25 protein-coding genes and 1 pseudogene are annotated in these 26,359 nt (G+C 59.4%); 15 read left to right on the top strand and 11 right to left on the bottom strand.

The annotated features are described in order from the left end of the window. Positions 1–235: 235 nt before the first annotated feature. The 12 genes and pseudogenes from BMW74_RS17770 to BMW74_RS17715 all read left to right on the top strand — a co-directional run. Entirely contained in the window at positions 236–1,540 is a 1,305-nt protein-coding gene (locus BMW74_RS17770; protein ID WP_093424403.1) for an MFS transporter, read from the top strand. Beyond that, a complete protein-coding gene (locus BMW74_RS17765; protein ID WP_093424400.1) occupies positions 1,518–2,915 on the top strand; it encodes a NarK family nitrate/nitrite MFS transporter in 1,398 nt (465 codons plus the stop codon). Before BMW74_RS17770 ends, BMW74_RS17765 begins: the two co-directional genes overlap by 23 nt. 70 nt (positions 2,916–2,985) lie before the next feature. Continuing rightward, on the top strand, positions 2,986–6,759 hold the full coding sequence (locus tag BMW74_RS17760) for a nitrate reductase subunit alpha (protein WP_093424628.1): 3,774 nt from the start codon (positions 2,986–2,988) through the stop codon (positions 6,757–6,759). A 1-nt stretch (position 6,760) separates the two neighbouring features. Beyond that, a complete protein-coding gene (gene narH / locus BMW74_RS17755) occupies positions 6,761–8,299 on the top strand; it encodes a nitrate reductase subunit beta (protein WP_093424396.1) in 1,539 nt (512 codons plus the stop codon). A 1-nt stretch (position 8,300) separates the two neighbouring features. Next, positions 8,301–9,056, top strand: coding sequence for a nitrate reductase molybdenum cofactor assembly chaperone (gene narJ, locus BMW74_RS17750; protein WP_093424391.1), 756 nt, complete (start codon positions 8,301–8,303; stop codon positions 9,054–9,056). Next, positions 9,049–9,729 (top strand): respiratory nitrate reductase subunit gamma, encoded by a 681-nt coding sequence (gene narI / locus BMW74_RS17745; RefSeq protein WP_093424386.1) that lies wholly within the window; start codon positions 9,049–9,051, stop codon positions 9,727–9,729. The genes narJ and narI overlap by 8 nt, the downstream gene beginning before the upstream one ends. A 10-nt stretch (positions 9,730–9,739) precedes the next feature. Next, positions 9,740–10,699, top strand: a complete 960-nt coding sequence (locus BMW74_RS17740) for a peptidylprolyl isomerase (protein ID WP_093424382.1) — start codon at positions 9,740–9,742, stop codon at positions 10,697–10,699. A gap of 24 nt (positions 10,700–10,723) precedes the next feature. Then, complete coding sequence (gene moaA, locus BMW74_RS17735; protein WP_093424377.1) at positions 10,724–11,716, top strand: GTP 3',8-cyclase MoaA; 993 nt, start codon at positions 10,724–10,726, stop codon at positions 11,714–11,716. A gap of 200 nt (positions 11,717–11,916) precedes the next feature. Continuing rightward, entirely contained in the window at positions 11,917–13,911 is a 1,995-nt protein-coding gene (locus tag BMW74_RS17730) for a ribonucleoside triphosphate reductase (RefSeq protein ID WP_093424373.1), read from the top strand. 53 nt (positions 13,912–13,964) lie between these two features. Then, entirely contained in the window at positions 13,965–14,132 is a 168-nt protein-coding gene (nrdD, locus tag BMW74_RS17725; protein ID WP_093424368.1) for an anaerobic ribonucleoside-triphosphate reductase, read from the top strand. Further along, positions 14,129–14,824: an anaerobic ribonucleoside-triphosphate reductase activating protein gene (locus tag BMW74_RS17720; protein ID WP_093424363.1), complete on the top strand. Its 696-nt coding sequence runs from the start codon at positions 14,129–14,131 to the stop codon at positions 14,822–14,824. Before nrdD ends, BMW74_RS17720 begins: the two co-directional genes overlap by 4 nt. Positions 14,825–14,875: 51 nt before the next feature. Continuing rightward, a pseudogene (locus tag BMW74_RS17715) lies at positions 14,876–15,350 on the top strand (methyl-accepting chemotaxis protein); the annotation flags it as partial. A 35-nt stretch (positions 15,351–15,385) separates the two neighbouring features. Here BMW74_RS17715 and BMW74_RS17710 read toward each other — a convergent pair. From BMW74_RS17710 to BMW74_RS17690, 5 genes are all read right to left on the bottom strand, one after another. After that, the gene (locus BMW74_RS17710; protein ID WP_093424358.1) at positions 15,386–16,759 is read right to left on the bottom strand and encodes a 4Fe-4S binding protein; all 1,374 of its coding nucleotides are present in this window, start codon (positions 16,757–16,759) and stop codon (positions 15,386–15,388) included. Continuing rightward, entirely contained in the window at positions 16,747–17,601 is an 855-nt protein-coding gene (locus BMW74_RS17705) for an FTR1 family iron permease (protein WP_093424354.1), read from the bottom strand. Before BMW74_RS17705 ends, BMW74_RS17710 begins: the two co-directional genes overlap by 13 nt. A 22-nt stretch (positions 17,602–17,623) precedes the next feature. Beyond that, complete coding sequence (locus BMW74_RS17700; protein ID WP_093424349.1) at positions 17,624–17,956, bottom strand: cupredoxin domain-containing protein; 333 nt, start codon at positions 17,954–17,956, stop codon at positions 17,624–17,626. After that, a complete protein-coding gene (locus tag BMW74_RS17695; RefSeq protein ID WP_093424344.1) occupies positions 17,957–18,481 on the bottom strand; it encodes an iron transporter in 525 nt (174 codons plus the stop codon). 87 nt (positions 18,482–18,568) lie between these two features. Then, entirely contained in the window at positions 18,569–18,928 is a 360-nt protein-coding gene (locus BMW74_RS17690; RefSeq protein WP_093424340.1) for a hypothetical protein, read from the bottom strand. A 159-nt stretch (positions 18,929–19,087) separates the two neighbouring features. On the opposite strand from BMW74_RS17690, the gene BMW74_RS17685 reads away from it, so the two are divergent. The 3 genes from BMW74_RS17685 (at position 19,088) to BMW74_RS25265 (ending at position 20,572) form a co-directional block, all read left to right on the top strand. Then, a complete protein-coding gene (locus BMW74_RS17685) occupies positions 19,088–19,300 on the top strand; it encodes a DUF3079 domain-containing protein (RefSeq protein ID WP_093424336.1) in 213 nt (70 codons plus the stop codon). A 180-nt stretch (positions 19,301–19,480) separates the two neighbouring features. Then, positions 19,481–19,753: a hypothetical protein gene (locus tag BMW74_RS17680; RefSeq protein ID WP_256562603.1), complete on the top strand. Its 273-nt coding sequence runs from the start codon at positions 19,481–19,483 to the stop codon at positions 19,751–19,753. A 318-nt stretch (positions 19,754–20,071) separates the two neighbouring features. Further along, positions 20,072–20,572, top strand: a complete 501-nt coding sequence (locus BMW74_RS25265; protein WP_175479250.1) for a hypothetical protein — start codon at positions 20,072–20,074, stop codon at positions 20,570–20,572. 145 nt (positions 20,573–20,717) lie between these two features. On the opposite strand, the gene pcaC is transcribed toward BMW74_RS25265, so the two are convergent. The 6 genes from pcaC to pcaQ all read right to left on the bottom strand — a co-directional run bounded on the left by pcaC (position 20,718) and on the right by pcaQ (position 26,347). Beyond that, entirely contained in the window at positions 20,718–21,122 is a 405-nt protein-coding gene (pcaC, locus tag BMW74_RS17670; RefSeq protein WP_093424331.1) for a 4-carboxymuconolactone decarboxylase, read from the bottom strand. A gap of 21 nt (positions 21,123–21,143) precedes the next feature. Then, positions 21,144–22,505 (bottom strand): 3-carboxy-cis,cis-muconate cycloisomerase, encoded by a 1,362-nt coding sequence (locus tag BMW74_RS17665; protein WP_093424326.1) that lies wholly within the window; start codon positions 22,503–22,505, stop codon positions 21,144–21,146. A 39-nt stretch (positions 22,506–22,544) separates the two neighbouring features. Further along, positions 22,545–23,894, bottom strand: a complete 1,350-nt coding sequence (locus tag BMW74_RS17660; RefSeq protein ID WP_093424321.1) for a 4-hydroxybenzoate transporter PcaK — start codon at positions 23,892–23,894, stop codon at positions 22,545–22,547. A 69-nt stretch (positions 23,895–23,963) separates the two neighbouring features. Then, entirely contained in the window at positions 23,964–24,569 is a 606-nt protein-coding gene (pcaG, locus tag BMW74_RS17655; protein ID WP_093424316.1) for a protocatechuate 3,4-dioxygenase subunit alpha, read from the bottom strand. A 12-nt stretch (positions 24,570–24,581) separates the two neighbouring features. Beyond that, positions 24,582–25,301: a protocatechuate 3,4-dioxygenase subunit beta gene (gene pcaH, locus BMW74_RS17650; protein ID WP_093424311.1), complete on the bottom strand. Its 720-nt coding sequence runs from the start codon at positions 25,299–25,301 to the stop codon at positions 24,582–24,584. Between the two features lie 116 nt (positions 25,302–25,417). After that, complete coding sequence (gene pcaQ / locus BMW74_RS17645) at positions 25,418–26,347, bottom strand: pca operon transcription factor PcaQ (RefSeq protein WP_093424306.1); 930 nt, start codon at positions 26,345–26,347, stop codon at positions 25,418–25,420. Positions 26,348–26,359: the final 12 nt, after the last annotated feature.

Raw genomic sequence — 26,359 nt, 5'->3', positions numbered from 1 at the left:
TCCCAGATGCGCTACCTCTAAAGAGTTGTCGCCGGCTCCTTGTCAGCAATGCTGTGGCTGTAAACCCTTAAGAAGCTGATAAATAAAGGCTTTTCAGGTATCCACGAACTACCTCCTTAGAGGTAGACCGTACAAGCATAGGCCTATGCCCCTTTGGGCTTCGTTGACATGGATCAAGTTTTTGAAGGGTTGGCGTCTCTAGTCTGCAGCCATGGCTAACTGACTGGAGAACATTGTGCCCCAACCCCGTGTACGACAAGGCTTGGTGCTGGGCATGAGCACACTGGCCTTCACCGTGTGTTTTATGGTCTGGATGATGTTCGCCGTGCTCGGCGTGCCGATCAAGGAGCTGCTCCAGCTCAACGAAACCCAATTTGGCCTACTGGCCGCCACTCCGGTGCTGACCGGCTCGCTGGCGCGTTTGCCCTTGGGCCTACTGACTGACCGCTTTGGTGGGCGCAGCGTGTTCTTCGTGCTGATGCTGGCCTGCGTCGCACCGTTGTACGTGATCAGCTACGCCACGGCGTACTGGCAGTTTCTGGTCCTGGGCTTGTTCGTCGGCCTGGCCGGCGGCTCGTTTTCGGTGGGGATTGCCTACGTCGCCAAATGGTTCGACAAAGAGAACCAGGGCTTCGCGATGGGCATCTTCGGCGCCGGTAACGCGGGGGCGGCGGTGACCAAGTTCCTCGCACCGGCACTGATCGCTGCGGGTAGCTGGCAACTGGTGCCGAAAGTCTTCAGCGCCATCCTCTTTATTACCGCTTTGCTGTTCTGGTTTCTGAGTGCCGAAAACAAAGAGCACCGCAGTGCCACCGGCGCCAGTTTGTGTGAGCAACTGAGTTCCCTGAAGGACCCTGCGGTGTGGCGCTACTGCCAGTACTACTCGATCGTCTTCGGCGGTTATGTGGCCCTTGCGTTGTGGATGACCAAGTACTACGTGCAGGAATACGGTTTCAGTCTGCAAAGCGCCGCATTACTGGCGGCCTGTTTCTCCCTGCCCGGTGGCGTGTTGCGTGCCGTCGGCGGCTGGATGTCGGATCGCTGGGGCGCGCAAAGCGTGACCTGGTGGGTGCTGTGGGTCAGCTGGATCTGCCTGTTCCTGCTCTCGTACCCACAAACCGAACTGCAAGTGCAGTCGATCAACGGCCCGGTGAGTTTCCACATTGGTCTCAATCCCGCACTGTTCACCGTGCTGCTGTTCGTCATGGGCATCGCCTTCGCGTTCGGCAAGGCCTCGGTCTTCAAATACATCGCCAATGACTACCCGCAAAACATGGGTGCGGTGTCCGGCATCGTCGGCCTCGCGGGCGGTCTGGGCGGCTTCGTGCTGCCGATCCTGTTCGGCGCTCTGGTGGATCTCACCGGCGTGCGCTCTTCCTGCTTCATGTTGATGTACGGCGTGGTCTGGGTCTCCCTCACCTGGATGTACTTCAGCGAAATACGCAAACGCCCGTTGCTGGGCAAACAGCCGCCAGCGACCTCGCCCCCGTTTTCCAGCATTGCCCAAGGAGAAGAACATGTCCGTTCTGCAAAAGCCTGACAAAGGCCCGGTCATTCATGACTGGCGCCCCGAGGACCCTGCGTTCTGGGGAAGTAGCGGCAAACAGACCGCCACCCGCAACCTGTGGATCTCCATTCCCGCGTTGCTGTTGGCCTTTGCGGTGTGGATGGTCTGGAGCACGGTGATCGTGCGGTTAAACGCCATCGGCTTCAGCTTCACCACCGACCAGTTGTTCTGGCTGGCGGCATTGCCGGGCTTATCCGGTGCGACCCTGCGCGTCTTTTATTCGTTCATGGTGCCGATCTTCGGTGGCCGGCGCTGGACCGCCGTGAGCACCGCGTCACTGTTGTTGCCGTCGATCTGGATGGGCTTCGCGGTGCAAGACCCGAGCACCTCGTACAGCGTGTTCGTGTTGATTGCCTTGCTCTGCGGTTTTGGCGGCGGCAACTTCGCCTCGAGCATGTCCAACATCAGCTTCTTCTATCCCAAGTCCCAGCAGGGTACGGCCCTGGGCCTGAATGCCGGACTGGGTAACCTGGGCGTTTCGGTGATGCAGTTCTGTGTGCCGCTGGTGATTACCTTCGGCGTGTTCGGCTTCATCGGTGGTAAGCCGCAGGTGCTGACCGACGGTGGTCAGTTGTGGCTGCAAAACGCCGGGTTCGTCTGGGTGCCGTTCATTGTGTTGGTGACGGTGCTGGCCTGGTTCGGTATGAATGACCTTTCCAACGCCCGCGCATCGTTCAGCGAGCAGGCGGTGATCTTCAAACGCAAGCACAACTGGCTGATGTGCTGGTTGTACTTGGCGACCTTCGGTTCGTTCATCGGCTTTTCCGCGGCGTTTCCGCTGCTGATCAAGACCTCCTTCCCGGACGTCATCGCCTTGAAATTCGCCTTCCTCGGCCCGTTGGTCGGTGCACTGGTGCGCCCATTGGGCGGCTGGCTGGCGGACAAGCTCGGCGGCGCGAAAGTGACCCTGTGGAACTTCGTGCTGATGATCGTGATGGTCTTCGGAGTGCTGCACTTTTTGCCTCGGAACGGTGCTGGCGGCAACTTCTACGGCTTCCTCGGCATGTTCATGCTGCTGTTCATCACCACCGGCGTGGGCAACGGCTCCACCTTCCGGATGATCCCGGTGATCTTCCGCACCCTGCATGAAAAGGGCGCTGCCGGAAAACCACCCGCCGTGCGCGAACAAGCGCTCAGAGATGCCGGCAAGGAATCGGCCGCCGTCCTGGGCTTCAGTTCGGCCATGGGCGCCTTCGGTGCGTTCTTCATTCCGAAATCCTTCGGTACTTCGATGGCCCAGACCGGGGGGCCGGAGATGGCCTTCTACATGTTCGTCGGCTTTTACCTGAGCTGCATAGTGGTGACCTGGTGGTGGTACGCGCGCAAAGGCGCCGCGACACCCTGCTGAGTCGAGCCCGAATCCAACCATTGCTTGGGCGGGTCACAGAACTCCGCAGCAAGTCTGAGAGGTGTACACCGTGAGTCATTTACTGGATCAATTGCGGTTCTTCAATCGCAAGCAAAACGAATTTTCCGACGGTCACGGAGAGACCCGCAAAGAGTCTCGCGACTGGGAGAACGTTTACCGTTCCCGCTGGCAGTACGACAAGATCGTGCGTTCCACCCACGGGGTGAACTGCACCGGGTCCTGCTCGTGGAAAATCTACGTCAAGAATGGCCTGATCACTTGGGAAACCCAGCAGACCGATTACCCGCGCACCCGCAACGATCTACCCAACCATGAACCTCGTGGTTGCCCGCGTGGTGCCAGTTACAGCTGGTACATCTACAGCGCTAATCGGCTCAAGTACCCGAAAATCCGCAAGCCGTTGCTCAAGCTGTGGCGCGATGCGCGGCAGACTATGGCACCGGTCGAAGCCTGGGCGAGCATTGTCGAGGACAAGGCCAAGGCCGACTCCTATAAAAGCAAGCGCGGCATGGGTGGCTTCATCCGCTCCAACTGGGAAGAAGTCAACGAAATCATCGCTGCGGCCAACGTCTACACCATCAAGCAATATGGCCCCGACCGCATCGTCGGCTTTTCACCGATCCCGGCCATGTCGATGGTCAGCTACGCTGCGGGCTCGCGTTACCTGTCGTTGATCGGTGGCGCATGCCTGAGTTTCTACGACTGGTACTGCGACTTGCCGCCAGCCTCGCCGATGGTTTGGGGCGAGCAGACCGACGTGCCGGAATCGGCCGACTGGTACAACTCCAACTACATCATTGCCTGGGGCTCCAACGTTCCGCAGACCCGGACCCCGGACGCACACTTCTTCACCGAAGTCCGTTACAAAGGCACCAAGACGGTCGCGATCACCCCGGACTACTCGGAAGTCGCCAAGCTCACTGACCTGTGGTTGAACCCCAAACAAGGCACCGATGCGGCGCTGGCCCAAGCGTTCAATCATGTGATCTTCAAAGAATTCCACCTGGACAAACCGAGCGCCTATTTCACCGAATACGCCAAGCGCTTCACCGATTTGCCGGTGCTGGTGCTGCTCAAACAAATGGTCGACAAGGCACCGGGGGCCGGTTATCAGCCGGACCGTTTCTTGCGCGCCAGTGACCTGACCGACAACCTCGGCCAGGAAAACAACCCGGAATGGAAAACCATCGCCCTCGATATCAACGGCGAGTTGGTGTCTCCTCAGGGTTCCATCGGTTATCGGTGGGGCGAGAAAGGCAAGTGGAACATTCTTGCCCGTGAAGGTGGCGAAGGTCGCGAGATCGATCTGAAGCTGAGCCTGATCGGCGACGACGTTGCCGAAGTGGCGTTCCCCTATTTTGCCGGCGAGTCCCACGAGCACTTCCAGCATGTGGCGGGCGACGCGGTGCAATACCGTCGTGTACCGGTGCATAAGGTGGTGCTGGCGGACGGCAGCGTCGCGAAAGTGGCCACCGTGTTCGACTTGTCGGCGGCTAACCTGGCGATTGATCGTGGCCTGGGCGGCGCCAACGTAGCCAAGGATTACGACGATGCCTCGGTGCCTGGCACCCCGGCCTGGCAGGAGAAAATCACCGGCGTCAGCCGAGAAAAAGCCATCCAGATAGCCCGTGAATTTGCCGACAATGCCGACAAGACCAAGGGCCGCTCGATGATCATCGTCGGCGCGGCAATGAATCACTGGTATCACATGGACATGAACTACCGTGGGCTGATCAACATGCTCATGCTCTGCGGGTGTGTCGGCCAGACCGGTGGCGGTTGGGCGCACTACGTCGGCCAGGAAAAACTCCGTCCGCAATGCGGCTGGCTGCCCCTGGCGTTCGGCCTGGACTGGAGCCGTCCCCCGCGCCAAATGAACGGCACCAGCTTTTTCTACGCCCATAGTTCGCAGTGGCGCCACGAGAAAATGAGCATGCACGACGTGCTCTCGCCGCTGGCCGATAAATCCCAATTCCCCGAGCATGCGCTGGATTACAACATCCGCGCCGAACGGGCCGGCTGGCTGCCGAGCGCTCCGCAACTCAATACCAACCCGCTGCACATCTGCCGTGATGCCGCAGCCGCCGGCATGGACCCGAAAGACTACGTGGTCAAGTCGCTGCAGGACGGTTCGCTGCGTTTCTCCTGCGAGCAGCCGGACAGCCCGGTGAACTTCCCGCGCAACATGTTTATCTGGCGTTCCAACCTGCTGGGCTCCTCGGGCAAGGGCCATGAGTACATGCTCAAGTACCTGCTCGGCACCAAGAACGGCGTGATGAACGAAGACATCGGCCAAGTCGGCGACTGCAAACCCGAAGAAGCCGAATGGGTTGACGATGGCGCAATCGGCAAGCTCGATCTGGTCACCACGCTGGACTTCCGCATGTCGTCGACCTGCGTCTATTCCGACATCGTATTGCCGACCGCGACCTGGTACGAAAAAGACGACATGAACACCTCGGACATGCACCCATTCATTCACCCGTTGTCGGCTGCCATCGACCCGGCGTGGGAATCGCGTTCCGACTGGGAAATCTACAAAGGCATCGCCAAGGCGTTTTCCAGCATGTCCGAAGGGCATCTGGGCGTTGAAAAGGACCTGGTGACCATTCCGCTGATGCACGACAGCGTCGGCGAACTGGCCCAGCCGTTTGGCGGCACCGACTGGAAAAGCGAAGGTGTGGCGCCGGTACCGGGCAAAAACGCACCGAATCTGCATGTGGTCGAGCGTGATTATCCGAACATCTACAAGCAGTTCTCGTCGCTCGGGCCATTGCTGGAAAAACACGGCAACGGTGGCAAGGGCATCAACTGGAACACCGAAGACGAAGTGAAATTTCTCGGTGAACTGAACCATCACGAAGGCGACGCCGGGATCAGCCACGGTCGGCCGAAAATTGACACGGCCATCGACGCTGCTGAAGTTATTCTGTCTCTGGCCCCGGAAACCAATGGCCAAGTGGCCGTCAAGGCGTGGGCCGCGCTGTCGGAATTCACCGGCATCGACCACAGCCACCTGGCGCTGTCGAAGGCCCATGAGGCGATTCGTTTTCGCGATATTCAGGCGCAGCCACGCAAGATCATTTCCAGCCCGACCTGGTCGGGTCTTGAAGACGATCACGTTAGCTACAACGCCGGCTACACCAACGTTCACGAGGCGATCCCATGGCGCACCATCACCGGCCGCCAGCAGTTCTACCAAGATCACCCGTGGATGCAGGCGTTCGGCGAACAACTGATGAATTATCGCCCGCCGGTCAACACCTGCACCATTGAAGGGGTGAAAGGCAAACGCAGCAACGGCGAGATCGAAATCGTCCTGAACTGGATCACCCCGCACCAGAAATGGGGCATCCACAGCACCTACAGCGACAACCTGCTGATGCTGACCCTCAGCCGTGGCGGGCCGATTGTCTGGCTCTCGGAGAACGACGCGAAAAGCGCCGGTATCGAGGACAACGACTGGATCGAGTGCTTCAACGTCAACGGTGCGCTGACCGCCCGGGCGGTGGTCAGCCAGCGGGTCAAGGACGGCATGGTGATGATGTACCACGCCCAGGAAAGGATCGTGAACGTACCTGGTTCCGAAACCACCAAGACCCGTGGCGGCCACCACAACTCAGTGACCCGTGTCGTGCTCAAACCGACCCACATGATCGGTGGCTACGCCCAGCAAGCCTATGGCTTCAACTATTACGGCACCGTCGGTTGCAACCGCGATGAGTTTGTCGTGGTGCGCAAAATGTCCAAAGTCGACTGGCTCGATGGTTCGTTCGGTGATGACCTGCCGCGTCCGCTGCCGACCGATATTGAGGAGAACTGAGATGAAAATTCGCTCACAAATCGGCATGGTTCTGAACCTGGACAAATGCATTGGGTGCCACACCTGTTCGATCACCTGCAAAAACGTCTGGACCAGCCGCGAAGGCATGGAATACGCATGGTTCAACAACGTTGAATCGAAACCGGGCATCGGCTATCCGAAGGAATGGGAAAACCAGGACAAGTGGAAGGGCGGCTGGATTCGCAATGCCAACGGCACGATCAACCCGCGCATCGGCGGTAAATTCCGCGTGTTGGCGAACATCTTCGCCAATCCGGACTTGCCGAGCCTCGACGACTATTACGAGCCGTTCGACTTCGACTACCAGCACCTGCACACCGCACCGCTGGGCGAGCACCAACCAACGGCGCGTCCGCGTTCGTTGATCTCCGGCAAACGCATGGAAAAAATCCAGTGGGGCCCGAACTGGGAAGAAATCCTCGGCACCGAATTCGCCAAGCGTCGCAAGGACAAGAACTTCGACAAGATCCAGGCGGACATTTACGGCGAGTACGAAAACACCTTCATGATGTATCTGCCGCGTCTATGCGAGCACTGTCTGAACCCGACCTGCGCGGCCTCTTGCCCAAGCGGGGCGATTTACAAGCGCGAAGAGGACGGCATCGTCCTCATCGACCAGGAAAAATGCCGTGGCTGGCGGATGTGCATCAGCGGCTGCCCGTACAAGAAGATCTATTTCAACTGGAAAAGCGGCAAATCCGAGAAATGCATCTTCTGCTACCCGCGTATCGAAGCCGGGATGCCGACCGTTTGCGCCGAAACCTGTGTTGGCCGTATCCGTTACCTCGGGGTGCTGCTGTATGACGCCGATCGCATCAGCGAAGTGGCGAGCACCGCCGACGAGAAAGACCTGTACGAAAAACAACTGGAGATATTTCTCGACCCGAACGACCCGGCGGTGATCCGTCAGGCCTTGGCCGATGGTGTGCCGCAGTCGGTGATCGACTCGGCGCAACGTTCGCCGGTCTACAAAATGGCCGTGGATTGGAAGCTCGCGCTGCCGCTCCACCCGGAATACCGCACTTTGCCAATGGTTTGGTATGTACCGCCGCTGTCGCCGATCCAGAACGCCGCGACCGCTGGCACCGTGGGCATGAACGGGGTGATCCCGGACGTCGATAGCCTGCGCATTCCACTGAAGTACCTGGCCAACCTGCTAACCGCAGGAGATGAAAAACCGGTAAAGCGTGCGCTGAAACGCTTGTTGGCGATGCGCGCCTACAAACGTTCCGAACAGGTTGACGGCGTCCAGGACCTGCAAGTGCTGGCGGATGTCGGTTTGAGCGTGGCCCAAGTCGAAGAGATGTATCGCTACCTGGCGATTGCCAACTATGAGGACCGCTTCGTGGTCCCTAGCGCCCACCGTGAAGACGCCATGAGCGACGCTTTCGCCGAGCGCTCCGGGTGCGGCTTCAGTTTTGGCAGCGGCTGCAGTGGCAGCTCCGACACCAACATGTTTGGTGCGAAGAAAGCCAACCGCCGCGACATCCTCAAATCCGTGCAGTTGTGGGAGGAATAGTATGCAAATTCTCAAAGTGATTTCGCTACTGCTCGATTACCCGACCGAGACCCTGACCGGCGGGCGCGATGAGCTCGAGCAAGCGATTATCCAGTCCCGGGAAATCAGCCCGAAGCAGCGCGGCGCATTGTTCGAGTTGCTGGAACTGATCTGCGCCAATGACCTGATGGACGGACAGGAGCACTACGGTGCGCTGTTTGGCCGAGGGCGCTCGTTGTCGCTGTTGTTGTTCGAGCACGTGCACGGTGAGTCCCGCGACCGTGGCCAGGCGATGGTCGACATGATGGCGCAGTACGAAGCCGCCGGTTTTGCCATCGGCGTTAAAGAGCTGCCGGACTATATCCCGCTGTACCTGGAGTTCCTTTCGACCCGCGAAGACATCGAGGCCCGCGAGGGCCTGGCGGAGGTGTCGCACTTGCTGGCCTTGCTCGCGGCGCGTCTGGAGGAGCGTGAAAGTGCTTACGCCAGTTGCTTCCGGGCGCTGCTGCAAATTGCCGGGGCCGAACCTCATCAAGCGGTGGCCGACCTACGTGCGCAGGTTGCCGCAGAACCCCGGGACGATTCCCTCGAAGCCCTCGACAAGATCTGGGAAGAGGAGGCCGTGGACTTCCTCCAGGCCGAACAGCAGGACCGTTGCAGTTCGTTGCCAAGCGCTCCGGGCAAGGCTCGGGAAGAAAGCGCGGTGCCATTGCACTGGGTCGATTTTCAGCATGAAACGCTGGCCTCCGTGCCAGCCAAGGAGGTGGGCAATGTCTAAATGGAATCTGTTGTTGTTTGGGGTTTACCCCTATGTGGCCCTCGCGATTTGCCTGATTGGGAGTTGGGCGCGCTTCGACCTGTCGCAGTACACCTGGAAGGCCGGCTCCAGCCAGATGCTCAACCAGCGCGGCATGCGTGTGGCGAGCAACTTCTTCCACATCGGTGTGTTGTTCGTGCTGGCCGGGCACTTCGTTGGCCTGCTGACCCCTGCGTCGGTTTACCACCATGTGATCAGCACTGAGAATAAGCAGTTGCTGGCGATGGTTTCCGGCGGGATCTTCGGCCTGCTGTGCCTGGTGGGTCTGCTGATGTTGGTCAAGCGGCGGTTGACCGATCCTCGGGTTCGCGCCACGTCCAGCCCTTCGGACATCCTGATTCTGCTGGTGCTGCTGGCGCAGTTGCTGCTCGGTCTGCTGACCATTGTCGCGTCCACCGGACACATGGACGGCTCGGTCATGGTGATGCTCGCCGACTGGGCGCAGAACACCGTGCTGTTGCGGCCGATGGAAGCAGCGGCGTCTATCGCGCCGGTCGGGTTGATCTACAAGCTGCACGTGTTTCTCGGTTTGACCCTGTTTGTGCTGTTCCCCTTCACTCGTCTCGTACACATGATCAGTGCACCGATCTGGTACCTGGGACGTCGTTATCAAATCGTTCGTCAGAAGTACTGAGGAGACAATCATGTCAGGTGGATGTGGATGTGGCGGCGGTAAAGGGGGCAGCGGTGGCTGTGGTTCTTCAAAAAAAAACGAGGATGTTCTCGACATCGCACCGGTCGTAGAGACGCAGTTTTCAGCGCTGCCGGTTGAGCCTGCGGCGGCCGATGACGCCCCGGCACAGTTGATCGCCAGCAGTGAACAGGAGTGGCCGATCATCAGCGTCAACGAGGTGTGGATCACCTCGGAAGCAATGGCCCAGGAGCTGCAATATCACCCGGCGGAAAACCGCGAAGAAGCGGTGTATCTGACCGCTCGGGCGCTGGTGATCCGCGAGTTGTTGCAGCAGCGCATAACAGAGCTCGGCGTGTCGCTGGAGATAGGCGCCGGAGAAAACGAAGAAGAAGCAGCCACTCGTTTGTTGCTAGAACGTGAAGTGCACGTGCCGCAGTGCGACGAGGAAACCAGCCTACGCTACTACGAAAACAATCGCGGGCGCTTTCACAGCGCGCCTTTGCTGGCGGTACGACACATCCTGCTCGAATGCGCGCCGGACGATGCCGAAGCCCGCGCACTGGCGCAGGTTCAAGCGGAAATCCTGTTGCAGCGGCTGGAGCAGTTCCCCGGCAGTTTCGCCGAGCTGGCCCTGAAGTATTCGGCCTGCCCGTCGAAGGCGCAGGGCGGTTCGTTGGGGCAGATCAGCAAGGGCCAGACCGTGCCTGAACTGGAACGCCAACTGTTCACCCTGGCACTGGGGCTGGCCAGCAAACCGCTGGAAAGCCGTTACGGCTGGCATGTGATCAGTGTCGATCAGCGGATCGAAGGCATGCCATTGCCCTATGAAGTGGTGTCGACGACGATCCGCACGCAGTTGCAGCAAGGCGTCTGGCAAAAAGCCTTGGTGCAATACCTGCAAACCCTGATCGGCGCGGCGGATATTCGCGGCATCCACTTGCAGGGCGCCGACTCACCGCTGGTGCAGTGAGCCTTGGGGTCAACGGGAGATGTGATGAACGCTGTGATGCAGGATGGTTTTGGACGGCAGATCGACTATCTGCGGATGTCGGTGACGGACCGTTGTGATTTTCGCTGTGTGTATTGCATGGCGAAAAATATGACCTTCCTGCCGCGTCAGCAGGTCCTGACGCTGGAGGAACTGCAACGCCTGGCGACGCTGTTTGTCGGCCAGGGTGTACGCAAAATCCGCCTCACCGGTGGCGAACCGCTGATCCGTCCAGGCATTGTCGAACTGTGCCGCTACATCGCTGCCATACCCGGTTTGCGCGAACTGGTGATGACCAGCAACGGCTCGCAACTGGGCCGTTTGGCTCGGCCGTTGGCGGAGGCGGGGGTCAAGCGGATGAACATCAGCCTCGATAGCCTGGACGGGCAGAAGTTTCGCGCGATTACCCGCAACGGCGATCTCGATCAGGTGCTGGCTGGCATCGAAGCAGCGCGGGATGCGGGGTTCGAGCGGGTCAAACTCAACTGCGTGGTGATGAAGGGGCGCAACTTCGATGAAGTCCAGGGGTTGGTGCAATACGCCATCGAGCAGCGCATCGACATCAGTTTTATCGAAGAAATGCCCTTGGGGGATGTGGGCCGATCACGGGGTGAATCGTTTTGCTCCAGCGACGAAGTGCGGGCGTTGATTGCCAGTCGTCACCGCTTGCTCGACAGCACCGAAAACAGCGGAGGGCCGGCGCGCTACGTGCGGCTGGAGCGCCATCCCGATACGCGCATCGGCTTCATTTCACCCAACAGTCACAATTTCTGCGGTAGCTGCAACCGGGTGCGGATGACCGTTGAGGGCAAGCTGTTGCTGTGTCTTGGACAAGATGATGCGCTGGATTTGCGTGGCTTGCTGCGCCGCTATCCGCTGGACGATCAACCGCTGATCGACGCCGTGCAAAAAGCCCTGCGCGGCAAGCCATTGCGTCACGACTTCAACCCCGCCGGCGAGGTGCAGATAGTTCGATTCATGAACATGAGCGGTGGCTGAACCGCTCTGCCACACACCGCAGATCCCCTGTGGGAGCGAGCAAGTACGCTCCCACACTAGATTCATGCTGTCCCACGTGGTTTTTAATCGTCCGAAAATCTTGATATCGATCAATTGCAGAACCGCTTATTGCCCGTAGTCTTCACTGCATGTTGTGTTTTTCAGTTAGTAAAAAACTATATGTAGTGTTTGGGGGCCTAATGCAGAGCACGCTTATTTCAGTGGGATGTAACCGTTTGCACAAGCGCGACGGCAATCTGGTCGCCTTCGATGCAGAAAAAATCCGTCGGGCGTTGATTTCGGCGGGCAAGGCCACCGGGGAGTATACCGAGGAGGAAGCCGAGAGTTTGTTGAAGGCAGTACTGGCCCGGCTGGAAGGATTACCCCGGCTGCATGTCGAGCAAATCCAGGACCGCGTTGAAAGGGTGCTGATGGACGCCGGTTACTTCCTCGCCATGCGTGCCTACATAGTCTATCGCGAACAGCACGGGCGTTTGCGTCGCGATCGCCGGACCCTGGTTGAAGTGGCCACGTCGATGAACGAATACCTGGACCGTGAAGACTGGCGGGTCCAGGCCAACGCCAATCAGGGTTATTCCCTGGGTGGGCTGGTGCTGAACGTTTCGGGCAAGGTCACTGCCAACTACTGGCTGGACGAGGTGTACAGCGAGGCCATCGGCCAGGCCCATCGTGAGGCCGACCTGCATGTGCATGATCTGGACATGCTGGCTGGTTACTGCGCTGGCTGGTCGCTGCGGACCTTGTTGCACGAAGGCCTCAATGGTGTGCCGGGGCGTGTCGAAGCGGGACCGCCGAAGCACTTGAGCAGTGCTCTGGGGCAAATGGTGAATTTCCTCGGCACCCTGCAAAACGAATGGGCCGGCGCGCAGGCGTTCAGCTCGTTCGATACCTACTTGGCGCCTTTTGTGCGCAAGGACCAATTGAGCTACCCGCAGGTTCGCCAGGCGATCCAGGAGTTCATCTATAACCTCAACGTTCCATCGCGCTGGGGCACCCAGACGCCGTTCACCAACCTGACCTTCGACTGGGTTTGCCCGCAGGATTTACGCGAGCAGATCCCGATCATCGGTGGTGAAGAAATGCCGTTTGCCTACGGCGACCTGCAGGTGGAAATGGATGTGCTCAACCGCGCCTACATCGAGGTGATGCAGACCGGCGATGCGAAAGGGCGGGTGTTCACCTTTCCGATCCCGACCTACAACATCACCCATGACTTTCCCTGGGACAGCGAAAACGCCGACCGCCTGTTCGAGATGACTGCACGTTACGGCCTGCCGTATTTCCAGAACTTCCTCAATTCCGATTTGCAACCCAATCAGGTGCGCTCCATGTGCTGCCGGTTGCAACTGGATGTGCGCGAGTTGCTCAAGCGTGGCGGCGGTTTGTTTGGCTCGGCGGAACAGACCGGGTCGCTCGGCGTAGTGACCATCAACTGTGCGCGTCTGGGTTATGCGTTCAAGGGCGATACCAGCGGTTTGCTCAAACGGCTGGACACGTTGATGGAACTGGCGATGGAGAGCCTGGAAGTCAAGCGCAAGGTCATCCAGCACCATATGGACGCTGGTCTGTACCCTTATACCAAGCGTTACCTGGGCACCCTGCGCAACCATTTTTCCACCATCGGTCTCAATGGCCTGCATGAAATGCTACGCAATTTCACCACCGGCAAAGAGGGCACGCACACCGTACAGGGCCGCCAGTTCGCCCTGAAACTGCTCGACCATGTGCGCGCCACGCTGCTGCGTTTTCAGGAAGAAACCGGGCACCTCTACAACCTGGAAGCGACCCCGGCGGAAGGCACCACCTATCGCTTCGCCAAGGAAGACCTCAAGCGCTACCCCGACATTCTCCAGGCTGGCACGACGCAAGCGCCGTACTACACCAACTCCTCGCAACTGCCAGTGGGTTACACCGATGACCCGTTCGAAGCCCTGGAGCTGCAAGACGAACTGCAATGTAAATACACCGGCGGCACGGTTTTGCACCTGTACATGGCCGAGCGGATTTCCTCGACCCAGGCCTGTAAGCAACTGGTGCGCAAAGCCCTCGGGCGTTTCCGCCTGCCTTACCTGACCGTGACCCCGACGTTCTCGATCTGCCCGGTGCACGGCTACCTAGATGGCGAGCAAGAGTTCTGCCCAAAATGTGACGAGGTTCTGCTGTTGAACCAATAGCAACCCGGCACCGTTCATTGATTTCGATCCACTCAATCCCAAGGAGTTTCACCATGACTGCATCGCAAACACTGCCCCAGGCTCAACGTCAACGCTGCGAAGTCTGGACCCGGGTGATGGGCTATCACCGGCCGGTTTCGGCGTTCAACCCGGGCAAACAGTCCGAGCACCGCGAGCGGGTGCACTTCGCTGAAAGCGTGGCGCAGGCCGAACGCAAATGAGTCGAACGCTACGGGTTGGGGGCATGGTGCCTCTGACCACTATCGACTATCCGGGGCAACTCGCCTGTGTACTGTTTTGCCAGGGTTGCGCCTGGCGTTGTCGTTACTGCCATAACCCGCAGTTGATCCCGCCTCGCGGCACCGATGAAGTGGATTGGCGGCGGGTGCTGGCGTTTCTGCAACGCCGTCAGGACCTGCTCGATGCGGTGGTGTTCAGCGGCGGTGAGCCGACCTTGCAAGACGGCTTGCTCAGTGCCATGGATGAAGTGCGGGCGATGGGTTTTCGAATCGGTCTGCACAGCGCCGGGATCAAACCGGCGGCGTTTTCCAAGGCCCTGACCGGCGCCGACTGGATCGGTTTTGATGTCAAGGCTTTGCCCGAGGATTGCCAGGCCATCACCCGGGTCGAAGGCAGCGGAGCAGCGAACTGGCGCAGCCTCGAACATCTGTTGGCCAGTGGTGTGGATTACGAATGCCGCACCACCGTGCACTGGCATCTGTTCAAACCGGCACGCCTATTGATCCTGGCCCAACGCTTGAATGAACTGGGCGTCAAACGCTTTTCCGTGCAACTGGTACGCACCGAGCAGATGTTCGATCCGCAACTGTCAAGCGTGTCGGCACAAGCCTTGCGTCCGGATTTTTGGGAGGCCATGCGCGAGTTGTTTCCAGTATTCGTGTTGCGTGGGTAACTGAGGCTGCGGCTACAGGACATCAGCAAGCTGCTGGATGTGATTCGCAACATTGCCGATCAAACCAATTTGCGGGCGTTTAACGCGGCGCGGGCCGGTGATGCGGGACGCGGTTTTGCCGTGGTCGCCTACGAAGTGCGCGCCCTGGCCTATCGCACTCAGGAGTCCACCCAGGAAATCGAGCAGATGATTGACAACATTCGCCGGGACACCGTCCATGCCGTGACTGCCATGCAAAGCAGCAGCACCCTCGTGCGTGCCACCCTGGAAATGGCGCAACGCATCGGGTGATGTACTGGATGAAATCACCCGGTCCATCTCGCAGATCAACGAGCGCAACATGATGATTGTCAGCGCCACCGAGGAGCAGACATTGGTCGCGCGCGAAGTGGACCGCAACCTGATGGGCATTCGTAGTTTTTCCGAGCAGGTGTTGCAAGGTGCCCGCCATACGCAGGCCGCCGGTCATGATTTGGTACAGATGGCCGGTGCGCTGCACCAGACGGTGGCACGTTTTAAAGTCTAGGTTTTGGGGGCGACCGGGTGCTGAGGTACTCAGATTCATCCCCAGAATTGCAACCACCAGCCAAACCCGACCAGGCCGTTGGCCAGTAACAGGCAAACGCCTCCAGACACACGCCGCGCCAGGACAATATGTTCGCGCCCCAGCCGTTTCCAGCCCAGCAGCAAACTCCAACTGATCGCGCCCAGCAACAGGCAGGCCCGCGCCGGTTGAACCCACTCCAGCAGCAGCCCTTCGTAGCGCAGCAATTTCACCGTCGTTGCCGACAAGCCGAGGAACAACCCCGCACCACCCAGAGGCGTGAGGGTCAGCGCCAAGGGCCAATACAGTGCGCGATCCTGCGCCAGTCGAGCGCTTAGGTGCAGCAAGATCTGCAGTGCGGTGCCAAGCAGCATCGAACTCAGACTTAGGTAAACGACAATGCTGAAACCGTCGAGCCAGGTGAAGCTGTCGTTGAGTTGCGGGTAATGGGTGAGCAACCACCACGGGGCGTTGTCCTCCAAGGCCCAGAGTACGTCGTGTTCGATCAACCATTCGGCCAGGGTTTGTTTAAGGGCGACGAACCAGGAGCTGGCGGTCCACTGAAACGCACCCATGGCCAGGCCGATCACGCCAAACAGCAGCAACCGGGCGTCCCATCGGGACAAACTCTGCGCGGTGGCCTGAAGAATTTCCTGGTTGCTGGAACGGGCGATGAGTTGAACCGCGCCGCGTTGGCCGCTGCAACGTCCGCAGGCGTGGCAGTGACTGGCGCCTTGCAGGCGGCGGATATCGAGCAGCGGGGCACAGTTGGGCGGCGGCAGGCGTGGCGCGGCGTTGGCGATCCAGCGTTGTTCATCCACCTGAAAGTGCACTGGTGCGAGCCGGGCGAGCAGGGCGAAGACGCCGCTGACCGGGCACAGATAACGGCACCAGACCCGTTTGCCCCGGGCGAACAACAAGCCAACGCCGACCGCCGCCACGGTCGAGCCGCCGAGAATCAACAACGCCGCTTGGGGGTAGTCGTAAACGCTGATCAATTGCCCGTAAAGGGTGGTCAGGCAGAACGCGAGGGTGGGCCAGCCGCCCCAGCGCAACCAGCGCGGCACCCCCAAGCCTTTACCGTAGTGGCTGGCCCATTCGCTGAGTGAACCTTCCGGGCATAAAACCCCACACCAGAGCCGTCCGAACAACACCATCGACAGCAGCACGAATGGCCACCAGATCCCCCAGAACAAAAACTGTGCGAGCAAGGTCAGGTTGTCGACGATCCGCGCCTGGCTGTCTGGCAGCGGCAACATCGCCGGGGTCATCAACAGCAACGCGTAGAACAGCACCACGACCCACTGCACGGCGCGAATGACCAGCGCATGACGACGCATCCCGTCACCCAGGCTCTGGAGCCATCGATTGCGTCGGCTCACGTCGGGCATGCCAGGTTGTCCGCAGTCCGTTGTTGTAGCCAGCCGCCGACGACCAGCCAGTAACCCAGCCATACCAACAAGGTGAGGCCACTGGGGGTTGCTCGATAACCGGCAAAACTGGCCAGAAAACTACCCAATCCATGACTGTCACTCAGCACCGCGCTGCTGTCCCAAAGCGCCTCGCCAAACAGGCTGTACGCCTGCTCCGGCAAATCGAGGGCGAGCAGTTGGCCGCCTATTCGCTCGGTGCCGCTGACGAGTAGCGCCGCGCCCAGCATGAGTAGGACCACTTCGCTGAGCGCAAAGAATCGCCCCCATGAAATGAATCGGTGACTGCTGCGCAGCAGGACAAGGGTGAGGGCCGACAGCACCAGGCCCATGACGCCACCGACCGCAAACAGGCCGAGCTGCGGGCCGCGCAACTGAGCGCCGGCGCCATAGAGAAACACCACGGTTTCGCTGCCTTCTCGGCTGACCGCGAGCATCGCCAGCAGCAACAGACCCAAGCCGCTTCGTCGGGCCAGGTGGCTATCGGCATGTTGTCGCAAATCATGCTTGAGCGCGGGCCCATGGCGATGCATCCAGCCGACCATTTGCACCATCAGCAGGCTGGCCACCAGCGCCAGCGACGCCTGGAACCATTCACTGGCGGAGCCGCTCATGGCCTCACCGGCAAACAAAATCAGAATCGCGAGCAGACCTGAGAGCATCAACCCGAGAACCACTCCGCCCAGGAGGAACTTGACCAGACGATTGCCCCGATCTTGTTGGCTGGCCCAGGCCTGGAGAATGCCTATCACCAGCAGGGCCTCGACGCTTTCGCGCCAGACGATGAACATTGATTGATTCATGGAAACTCCCTACATGCTCCGGTTATTTCGCGAGAATGCCGCCCTCGGGTAGTTGCGGATTGAACTCATCGAAAAAGGTGTAGTGGCCGGGCCTGAGCGGGTGAATCACGACGAAGGTGGTCACGCCCGACGACAGAACTTTTTCAACCCGCAACGGCGTGCTCTCGAACTCGGCCGGTCCCTGGCCGTGGTTCTTCAGGATGATCTTGAAGCGCTGTCCGGCCGGGACTTCAAGCAAGGCTGGGGTGAAGTGACCATCGCGCAGTATCAGTTCGTAGCTCGGCAACTCCGCGCGGGCCACCAACGGTGCAACTGCTCCGGCGAGCATCAAGCAAGCGAGAGACAGGCGCTTCATTCAATAACCACCTTTTTTACCGATGCCGGCGTAGACGAATTCGTAATGCAGTTCGCAGCGTTCGAACCAGGGCGCTACACCGGTTTCCTTATCGGTATGGTGCCCGAGGGACGCGTGATCGCTAGGTGGCAGGACGGTGAAGGTCAGCCGATATTTGCCCGGCCCTAGCAACTTCACATTGTCGCCATAGTGCGGGCCGTCATTGGCGACCATGGCATGGAAGTCGCCCTTGATCTCGTCCAGGTTGCCCGCTCGGCTCAAGCTAAAAGAGACGTTGAGGTAAGGCACGAAGCTGCCTTCCTGAAAGCCCTGCCGGTTGTCAGCGGTGGCATGAATATCGGCTTCCAGGTGAACATCGGAATCAGCCGTAGCTCGCATAATGCCCGCCGGTGCCATTTCGATCGGCTGCAAATACACCGCCCCGACTTCAAGTCCCGGACACAGCTGCGGTTCGCCGATCGGGTATTCCTTGGCTTGAGCCAGCGGTGCGAGCAAAAGCAGGGCAAGTGAGAGGTAGGTACGCATAAGGTCTTCCTGGGCGCTGTCGAGTAGGAACTCGAGTCTAGGAAGCTTTGCTGCGAACAATAATGATTGTTATCAAGTTTTGAGTAATTAAACCGCTGGCTCGTCACGCTGGCGGAATCTCTGGGCGCGTTCGACGCTGTGGGTCATCTGTGCCGCCGCATGAACGGTCAAGGGATGTTGGGTAAAACCGGGTCTTGGGAAAATGTAATCGGCCATTTCCCGGGCAACGGCGAGCTGACGGTCCGAGGCTTCTGCCAGCAGCGCGATGACCAGGTTTTCCAGAGCAATCACGCGGACACGCAAGTGAACCAGCTCGGCGTTGGTCAGCGCCGGTGGGGTGATAAACGCATCGCTCTCGATGGATGTTGCAGCGTCTTGATCGTTCCATGTCGACAACGGTAGATGGTCGGGTATCTGAGCGTTAGGCAAAGGGTTTTTATTGAGCATGAGCGACGTCTCCAAGTCTGTTCAGCCGTTAATAGCTTAGCCCCAGGAACACGATGGGGCAGGTCAGGCAATCGATGTTGATATCTTGATATCCATCAACGATGGCTTTGCACGGAAGCTGTAGGTTGGTAAAGCGCCTCTCAATGATCGGAGACCAGCATGGTCAAGAACTTCCCCGTCAACCCCAAGCACCCCGAACGTATCTGTTGGGGATGCGACCGGTATTGCCCCGCTAAGTCACTAGCGTGCGGCAATGGCTCCGAACGTACGATGCATCCGGCCGAGCTGTTTGGAGAGGAGTGGTGCGTGCCCAGCGACTGGGGTATTGAGTCCCTCATCGTCACAGACGAGACGGCGGATGACGGAATCTGAAGCAGGCTGAATTCAACAAAATGCTGCTTGTCGAGGTCGAGCGGCGCTTTTGGCCGTATCCTCCAGAGCGGGACTTCGCGTAATGGCCTCCTGGCATACTGCCTGACGGCCAATAGCCCGACTGAGGATGGGCATAAGCTCGCTCTGTTTGACCTCAAAGAAGGTGTGGAGCTTTTCGCTGTGACGCCGCTGCGTGCTTTTGATCGGATCGGGCTTGATGAGGAGGCCTTGCAGTTGGTGGTGACTGTCGCAGGAGGAGGCGAGTACCGGTACGGAGCTGACGGGGCGCTGGTGGATGAAGACGCCGCAGATATAGGCTTGCTGGCCTCGAGCAACTATATCGCCGTCATCCTGACTGCCGAGGCCATGCTTAAGGTTGGACGTTCCACGATTGAATTGGAGGGGATCCTGGCTGCGGTGATCGGGTCGCAAGCTCTGGGGGCGGACGGATAACCCAGCGTGGAAGCCGACGGCTTTGAAGGTGCAAGGTGTTGCGCATAGAGAAGTTAGCGCTACAGCATACGATTTGAGGGAAGTTTGGCTCTACGGCATACGGTTTTGAAGTAAATATCAGGACTATGCCTACTGAGAGGGAATCTAGGGGCATTTTTACTTCAGAGCCAATGGTCTCGATACACGGCGGCCAGGGATAAACACTTCGTTTAACATAATATACATTATGCGATCATTCATAATGGATGTCAGGGCTAGTGGAGGCTGCTTTACAACAGGCAGGCATTATCGATCTATGACCACCTTGGGCTCAAAACCATGAACCGTGTGCCGGGTACTGAAAACCAACGCTGGACTGTGACCTGCCAAGACGCTGCCGATGGCACTGGTGAGCTCATCGTACCGTTGCCAGCAAATTTGTTATCAGACATGGAATCGGCCGGCGGCGACACCTTGTACATCACTGAGGCCTATACAGGCACACACAAGCGCATTGTCTTATCAAAAGCAGCAACGATTCCTGACCCTATTGATGAACTGGTTGAGTATTTCGATTACGAGGATATGGAGGATGTTCTTATTGCTGAGCAACGACTGTCAGAGATCAATGCAGGCAGTACCAAGACGGCTAAATTGGAAGGCATTGCTGGAAAATATCAGCTAGATTCCGGTGCCAAGGATGACCCTGAGAGCCAACAAAACCAGCATGGCATGGGCAGCTGTTACCGCATGAATCCTTGGCCCCATACGCAGACCCCGATCCTGCCGGATGGGTGCCCGTCGATCATACTGGCTGCTAGAGAAATTCAACGTGGATAAGTAAGCGGTGAAGGCTTGAAGCATTGATGTTGTTGAAGCACCCTACTCTTTTATTATTCATTTAAGATATAACTAAACTAAATGACTGTTTAGTTTAGTTATTATCCAATCAAGGTATTCATGCCATCAACACGTAACGGATAGCCTACGTTTCAAGGCTACCCAATGACTCCACCCCTACTTCGCTCCAGACACTTTCAGCCAAATGAAAGGCGGCGTTGGCGGCCGGGATGCCGCAGTAGATAGCGCTCTGCATCAAGACTTCCTTGATTTCATCGCGGGTCACGCCGTTGTTTCTCGCCGAGCGCAGGTGCAGGCGCAACTCGCCCTCGCGATTCATCCCGATCAGCATGCCGATGGTGACCAGGCTGCGGGTGTGGCGTGGCAGGCCGGGACGGGTCCAGATGTCACCCCAGGCGTGCCGGGTGATCATTTCCTGGAACTCTTCATTAAACGGTGTCAGCCCTTCCAGGCTGCGATTCACATGGGCGTCACCCAGTACCTCGCGACGCACCTGCATGCCCGCTTCGTAGCGTTGTTGCTCGTCCATTGCCGAATCCTTTTACCAGGGTTAAAGAGTGAAGGCCTGATGGTCAGCCACTGCCCGCTCGACCCAGCGTTGTGCCTGACCCAGGTAATGTGCGGGGTCCAGCAGGCGGTCGAGCGCGTCGACAGACAAATGCGCGATGACCTGTGGTTCGTTGCCAAGCACTTCACGTAGGTGAGCGCCCTGCTCCACCGCACGACGACAGCATTGTTCGATCAAGTGATGGGCCGCGTCGCGACCGATGCATCGGGCCAGGGCGATGCTCACGGCTTCTGCCAGGACCAGGCCCTGGGTCATCTGCAAGTTGTGCAACATGCGTTCGGCATCGACCGCAAGCCCCGGCACGACCTGCAGCGCCTGCTGCAAGGAACCCGACACCAGGCAGCACAGCTGCGGCAGTGTTTCCCATTCGGCATGCCAGAGTCCCAGGCTGCGCTCGTGCTCTTGTGGCATGGCGGCAAACATCGTGGCCACCAGCCCCGGAGCACGGGTCGCTGCACCGATCATGACCGCGCCGCTGACCGGGTTGCGTTTGTGCGGCATGGTCGAGGACCCGCCCTTGCCAGGCGCGCCGGGTTCGAAAACCTCCGCCACTTCGGTCTGCATCAGCAAGCTTAGGTCACGACCTACCTTGCCCAGGCTGCCAGCGATCATGCCCAGCACGCTGGCGAACTCCACCAGGCGATCACGGTGGGTGTGCCAGGGCTGATCGGGCAGGTTCAGCTGCAGTTCCGCGGCCAGGGCCTGGGCCACGCCAAAAGCCTGATCGCCTAACGCTGCCAGGCTGCCGGAGGCACCGCCAAACTGCAGGCAGAGCAAGCGCGGCTTGATTTCAACCAAGCGCTGGCGATGCCGGGTGATCGCGCCCAGCCAGCCGGCGATTTTCATGCCCAGGGTCACCGGCGTTGCCTGTTGCAGCCAGGTACGCCCCGCCATCGGCGTTGCGGCGTGAAGCAACGCCTGTTCCGCCAGCGCATCGGCCAGGCGCGCCAGATCGTTTTCCAACAATTGGAGCGCTGCGCGCAATTGCAACACCAGGCCGCTGTCCATTACATCCTGGCTAGTCGCGCCCAGGTGTACGTAGCGCTCGGCCATCGGGTTTTGCTCGGCAACCTGTTTACCCAACGCCTTGACCAAGGGAATCGCCGAATTGCCGGCAATGCCGATGTCCATGGCCAACGCATCGACGTCGTAGCGTTCTGCGCGGCAGGCCGTGACGATCGCCCCGAGCACTTCGGCGGGAATCAATCCCGTGCTGGCTTCGGCGCGTGCCAAGGCAGCTTCGAAGTCGAGCATGCCTTGCAACCGGCCGTGGTCGGAAAAAATCTGGCGCATGGCCGGTTGTGTGAAATAGGCGTCGAAGAGGTGATTGGTGGGGCTGCTCACGCCGTTACTCCCGTATGTAAAAAGTCAGTCAGACCGGTCTCAGGTGGCGTCCGCATGGCTCACCAGTCCCTTGACCACGACGGCAACGGTCGCCAGCGCCGCGGGTACCACCAGGGCGGTCAGCACCTGTTCGAAGTTCCACCCCAGCCCGAGCAATGTTGCGCCCGCCCAAGCACCGAGAATCGCCCCGAACCGGCCGATGCCGAGCATCCATGACACGCCGGTGGCTCGGACCTGGGTCGGGTAAAACCGCGCGGCGAGCGACGGCATCGCGGATTGCGCGCCGTTGACGCACATACCGGCAAACAGCACCAGGGTCGCCAGCAACGTGACATTGCCCAGGCTCTGCCCGACCAGCCAGGCAAAGACGCCCGCCAGCAGGTAGGCGATGCCGATGACTTTGTGCGGATTGAACTTGTCCATCGCCCAGCCCACACCCACGGCACTGAGCACGCCGCCGAACTGAAACAGGGCGCCGATAAATGCCGACTGTTCCAGGCTGGCGCCGCTGTCACGCATCAAGGTGGGCAGCCAACTGGTGAGCAGGTAAACGATGACCAAGCCCATGAAATAGGTCAGCCACAGCAACAAGGTGCCCGTGCTATAAGCCCCGGAGAAAATCACTTTCAGCACATTACGGCTTTGCCCCACGGATTGCTCCGGCACACTGAAGCCTGTCGCTGCAGCAACCTCCCTGGGGGCGATGGGCGCCAGTGCCTTGCGTATCCGTTCCACGCTGTGATGACGCACCACCAAAAAGCGCGCCGACTCCGGTAGCCAGAACAACAGCACCACGGCCAGTACCAATGGCAGGATCCCGCCGAGCATGAGCAGGCTGTGCCAGCCCAGCAACGGGATCATTTTCGCGGAGATGAATCCGCCACACGCCATCCCCAGGTTGAAGCCACAAAACATGCTGGTCACCAGCAGCGACTTGAGCCGCTCGGGGGTGTATTCCGAGAGCAATGTGGTGGCGTTGGGCATTGCCGCCCCCAGCCCCAACCCCGTCAGCAGGCGCAAGGCCAACAACTGCTCGATGTTGCTGCTGTAGGCCGAGAGCAAGCTGAACAGACCGAACAGGAACACGGCGACGACCAGCACCACTTTGCGCCCGTAGCGATCCGCCAGTGGCCCGGAGCCCAGGGCGCCGAAGACCATCCCGATCAGCGCGGCACTCATCACCGGCCCCAGGCTGGCGCGATCAATGCCCCAGTCCGCGCTCAGTGCAGGCGCAATGAACCCCATGGCGGCCGTATCAAGGCCGTCCAGAAACACAATTAAAAAGCACAGCAACACCACCCGCCATTGATACGTGGACAGTGCTTTGGCGTTGATCAACGCCTGGACATCGAGCGTACCGACAGCAGGTACGGGAACAGAGAGGGTCATGTGTAATTGCCTTGTTTTTATTCAATCGCTTGGCACAAACCGGATACAGCACACGCAAGGGTTGACGCGTTAGAAGTCGAAAAACACTGTTTCCGCCTCGCCTTGAACGCGAATGTCAAAGCGATAGGCCAACGTACCACCGTCAACAGTGCAGCGCTTGGCGATCAAAGTTTCGCGGCGTTGCGGTTGCTCGATGAGATTCAGTACCGGGTCGAGCGCATTGGCCTGGGCTTCGTCGTCGAAGTACAGGCGGGTCTGCAAGTGAATATTGATGCCGCGGGCAAACAGTGACACGTTAATGTGTGCCGCCATGGGTACCCCGCCTGCGTTATGCACGACGCCGGGCTTGATGGTTTTGAGCGTCCATTCACCGGCATCCGCGGTGGCCGTGCGACCAAAGCTATTGAAGGGTTTTTCCAGGTTGTAGTCGCTGTCGTAAACGCCTTCGTGATTGGCCTGCCAGAACTCCAGGAATGAGTCACGGATCAGGTGTCCATTGCCGTCATACACATGGCCAATCAGCACAATATGCTCGCCCGGTGCGCCAGGCTTGGCCATTTCGTTCCAGACTTCCTGCTCGCGGGGTGGGTTGCCGGCGGCTTCCAGGGCGAGGCCAATGTGTACGAAAGGACCCGCGGTTTGCGAAGGGGTTTCTGGCAAAAGTTGAACGGGCATGCGCGTGCCTCCTCAGCAGTTTTCGAAGTGGGTGCGACGCTGGCCGCGCAGAACGATATCGAAGCGATAAGCCAGGCAATCCATAGGGTTGGCCATGCTCATGTCGAGCTTGGCGATCAGGCTCTGCACCGCGTCGGGGTTGGCGATCGACTTGACGATCGGACACATCGGGATCAGCGGATCGCCTTCGAAATACAACTGGGTGATCAGGCGCGAGGCAATCGACGGACCGCTGATGGAGACATGGATATGCGCCGGGCGCCAGTCATTGGGGCCGTTGCGCCACGGGTACGGGCCGGGTTTGACCGTACGAAACAGGTAGTTGCCGTCACGGTCGGTCAGGGTCCGGCCGACGCCACCAAAGTTTGGGTCAATCGGTGCCAGGTAGCTGTCTTTCTTGTGCCGATAGCGGCCGCCGGCGTTGGCTTGCCACATCTCGACCAGGGTGTGCGGGATAGGCTTGCCGTATTGGTCGCAGACCCGACCGGCAACGATGATGCGCTCGCCGATGGGCAATCCGCCGTTGTTGAAGTTCAGCAACAGATCATTGTCGTGCCGGCTCATCTTCAGGTGGGAAAAGTCCGGGCCGCTGGTTTCCGAAATGGACTGGGGAATGCTCACCAGGGCCTGGCGCGGAGAGCGCAGGATCGAGGTCTTGTAATCTGGCGTCAGGGCCTTGGGGTGCCAGTTGCGGTCACGAATGACGAAGCGGGCGTTGTCCGCATCAGACATAGCGGTCTCCTTGGTGTAATGGGCCACGACTGCGGGGCTGCAGTCAGTCGCCCAGTCTCCCTCGATACGCCCTCCTCCAAACATTGAAAAAACCACCCCTATCCATATCCAAATGGTTATGGATAACGTCCCTCGCGATAATCCTGCCCCACCTCACGCAGCACGTCGACACACCATTGGGCGGCGGGCGAAATGGGCAACGCCGGGTTGCTGCACAGCCCTACCGAGCCACCCGGCTCGCGAATGCCCAAGTCCAATTCCACCAACTCGCCTCGACTCAGGTCCTCCCTTACCGCATCGAACGGTGCGACCCAAATCGCCTCACTGCATTGCACATAGCGTCGGCTGAGGGTCAACGACAACGTTTCAAGGCGTTGACGCGGCGGGTTGAGGCCGTGCTGCACAAACAGGCTGTCGGCAAACTTGCGGATCGTCGTCCCGGCCAACGGCAGGACCAATGGATAGTGCTCAAGGCTTTGACTCCCTTGAGCATCGGCCAGCAGCGGATGACCGTGACGTACCACCAGCGTCATGGACTCGCTGTACAGGTGCTCGAATGCCAAGCCAAGGATCTGCGGGCTATCCGTCATGCGGCCGACCACCAGGTCCAGTTCGCCAACGCGTAGACGGGACAACAGGTAGGCACTCGGCCCGGTGACCACACTCACCACCAGGGCCGGATGACGGGCGTGCAAGCGACAGATGACCTCAGGCACCAGTAGGCTTTCCACCGTGGACAACACGCCGAGCCGCGCGGTAATCGGCTCGTGTTCGCCGGAGCGCAGACTGCTGACCCCTTCGCGCAAGGCTTGCACGCACGGCCCGGCATAGCGCAGGAACGCCACCCCGGCCTCCGTCAATGCCGCGCCGCTTTTGCTGCGCACGAACAACGTGGCCGCGAGCAGGGTTTCCAACTCTTTGAGGGTCTTGGACAGTGCCGGCTGGCTGATCGCCAACTTATCCGAAGCACGGGCCAGGCTGCCCTGGCGCGCCACTTCGAGAAAGCACAGCAGATGGCGAAATTTGATTCGGGTATCGATGTTCACCGCAGTTGGCTG

It is taken from the genome of Pseudomonas sp. ok272 (assembly GCF_900109995.1).
In the GTDB taxonomy this organism is placed as follows: Bacteria; Pseudomonadota; Gammaproteobacteria; order Pseudomonadales; family Pseudomonadaceae; genus Aquipseudomonas.
This window is presented reverse-complemented; position numbering and strand designations above follow the sequence as displayed.

Bases quoted from the DNA above. Each gene is read 5' to 3' on its own strand.
- BMW74_RS17765 (WP_093424400.1), top strand. From the start codon at position 1,518: ATGTCCGTTCTGCAAAAGCCTGACAAAGGCCCGGTCATTCATGACTGG.
- narH (WP_093424396.1), top strand. From the start codon at position 6,761: ATGAAAATTCGCTCACAAATCGGCATGGTTCTGAACCTGGACAAATGC.
- narJ (WP_093424391.1), top strand. From the start codon at position 8,301: ATGCAAATTCTCAAAGTGATTTCGCTACTGCTCGATTACCCGACCGAG.
- narI (WP_093424386.1), top strand. From the start codon at position 9,049: ATGTCTAAATGGAATCTGTTGTTGTTTGGGGTTTACCCCTATGTGGCC.
- BMW74_RS17740 (WP_093424382.1), top strand. From the start codon at position 9,740: ATGTCAGGTGGATGTGGATGTGGCGGCGGTAAAGGGGGCAGCGGTGGC.
- moaA (WP_093424377.1), top strand. From the start codon at position 10,724: ATGAACGCTGTGATGCAGGATGGTTTTGGACGGCAGATCGACTATCTG.
- BMW74_RS17730 (WP_093424373.1), top strand. From the start codon at position 11,917: ATGCAGAGCACGCTTATTTCAGTGGGATGTAACCGTTTGCACAAGCGC.
- nrdD (WP_093424368.1), top strand. From the start codon at position 13,965: ATGACTGCATCGCAAACACTGCCCCAGGCTCAACGTCAACGCTGCGAA.
- BMW74_RS17720 (WP_093424363.1), top strand. From the start codon at position 14,129: ATGAGTCGAACGCTACGGGTTGGGGGCATGGTGCCTCTGACCACTATC.
- BMW74_RS17710 (WP_093424358.1), bottom strand. From the start codon at position 16,759: ATGCCCGACGTGAGCCGACGCAATCGATGGCTCCAGAGCCTGGGTGAC.
- BMW74_RS17705 (WP_093424354.1), bottom strand. From the start codon at position 17,601: ATGAATCAATCAATGTTCATCGTCTGGCGCGAAAGCGTCGAGGCCCTG.
- BMW74_RS17700 (WP_093424349.1), bottom strand. From the start codon at position 17,956: ATGAAGCGCCTGTCTCTCGCTTGCTTGATGCTCGCCGGAGCAGTTGCA.
- BMW74_RS17695 (WP_093424344.1), bottom strand. From the start codon at position 18,481: ATGCGTACCTACCTCTCACTTGCCCTGCTTTTGCTCGCACCGCTGGCT.
- BMW74_RS17690 (WP_093424340.1), bottom strand. From the start codon at position 18,928: ATGCTCAATAAAAACCCTTTGCCTAACGCTCAGATACCCGACCATCTA.
- BMW74_RS17685 (WP_093424336.1), top strand. From the start codon at position 19,088: ATGGTCAAGAACTTCCCCGTCAACCCCAAGCACCCCGAACGTATCTGT.
- BMW74_RS25265 (WP_175479250.1), top strand. From the start codon at position 20,072: ATGAACCGTGTGCCGGGTACTGAAAACCAACGCTGGACTGTGACCTGC.
- pcaC (WP_093424331.1), bottom strand. From the start codon at position 21,122: ATGGACGAGCAACAACGCTACGAAGCGGGCATGCAGGTGCGTCGCGAG.
- BMW74_RS17660 (WP_093424321.1), bottom strand. From the start codon at position 23,894: ATGACCCTCTCTGTTCCCGTACCTGCTGTCGGTACGCTCGATGTCCAG.
- pcaG (WP_093424316.1), bottom strand. From the start codon at position 24,569: ATGCCCGTTCAACTTTTGCCAGAAACCCCTTCGCAAACCGCGGGTCCT.
- pcaH (WP_093424311.1), bottom strand. From the start codon at position 25,301: ATGTCTGATGCGGACAACGCCCGCTTCGTCATTCGTGACCGCAACTGG.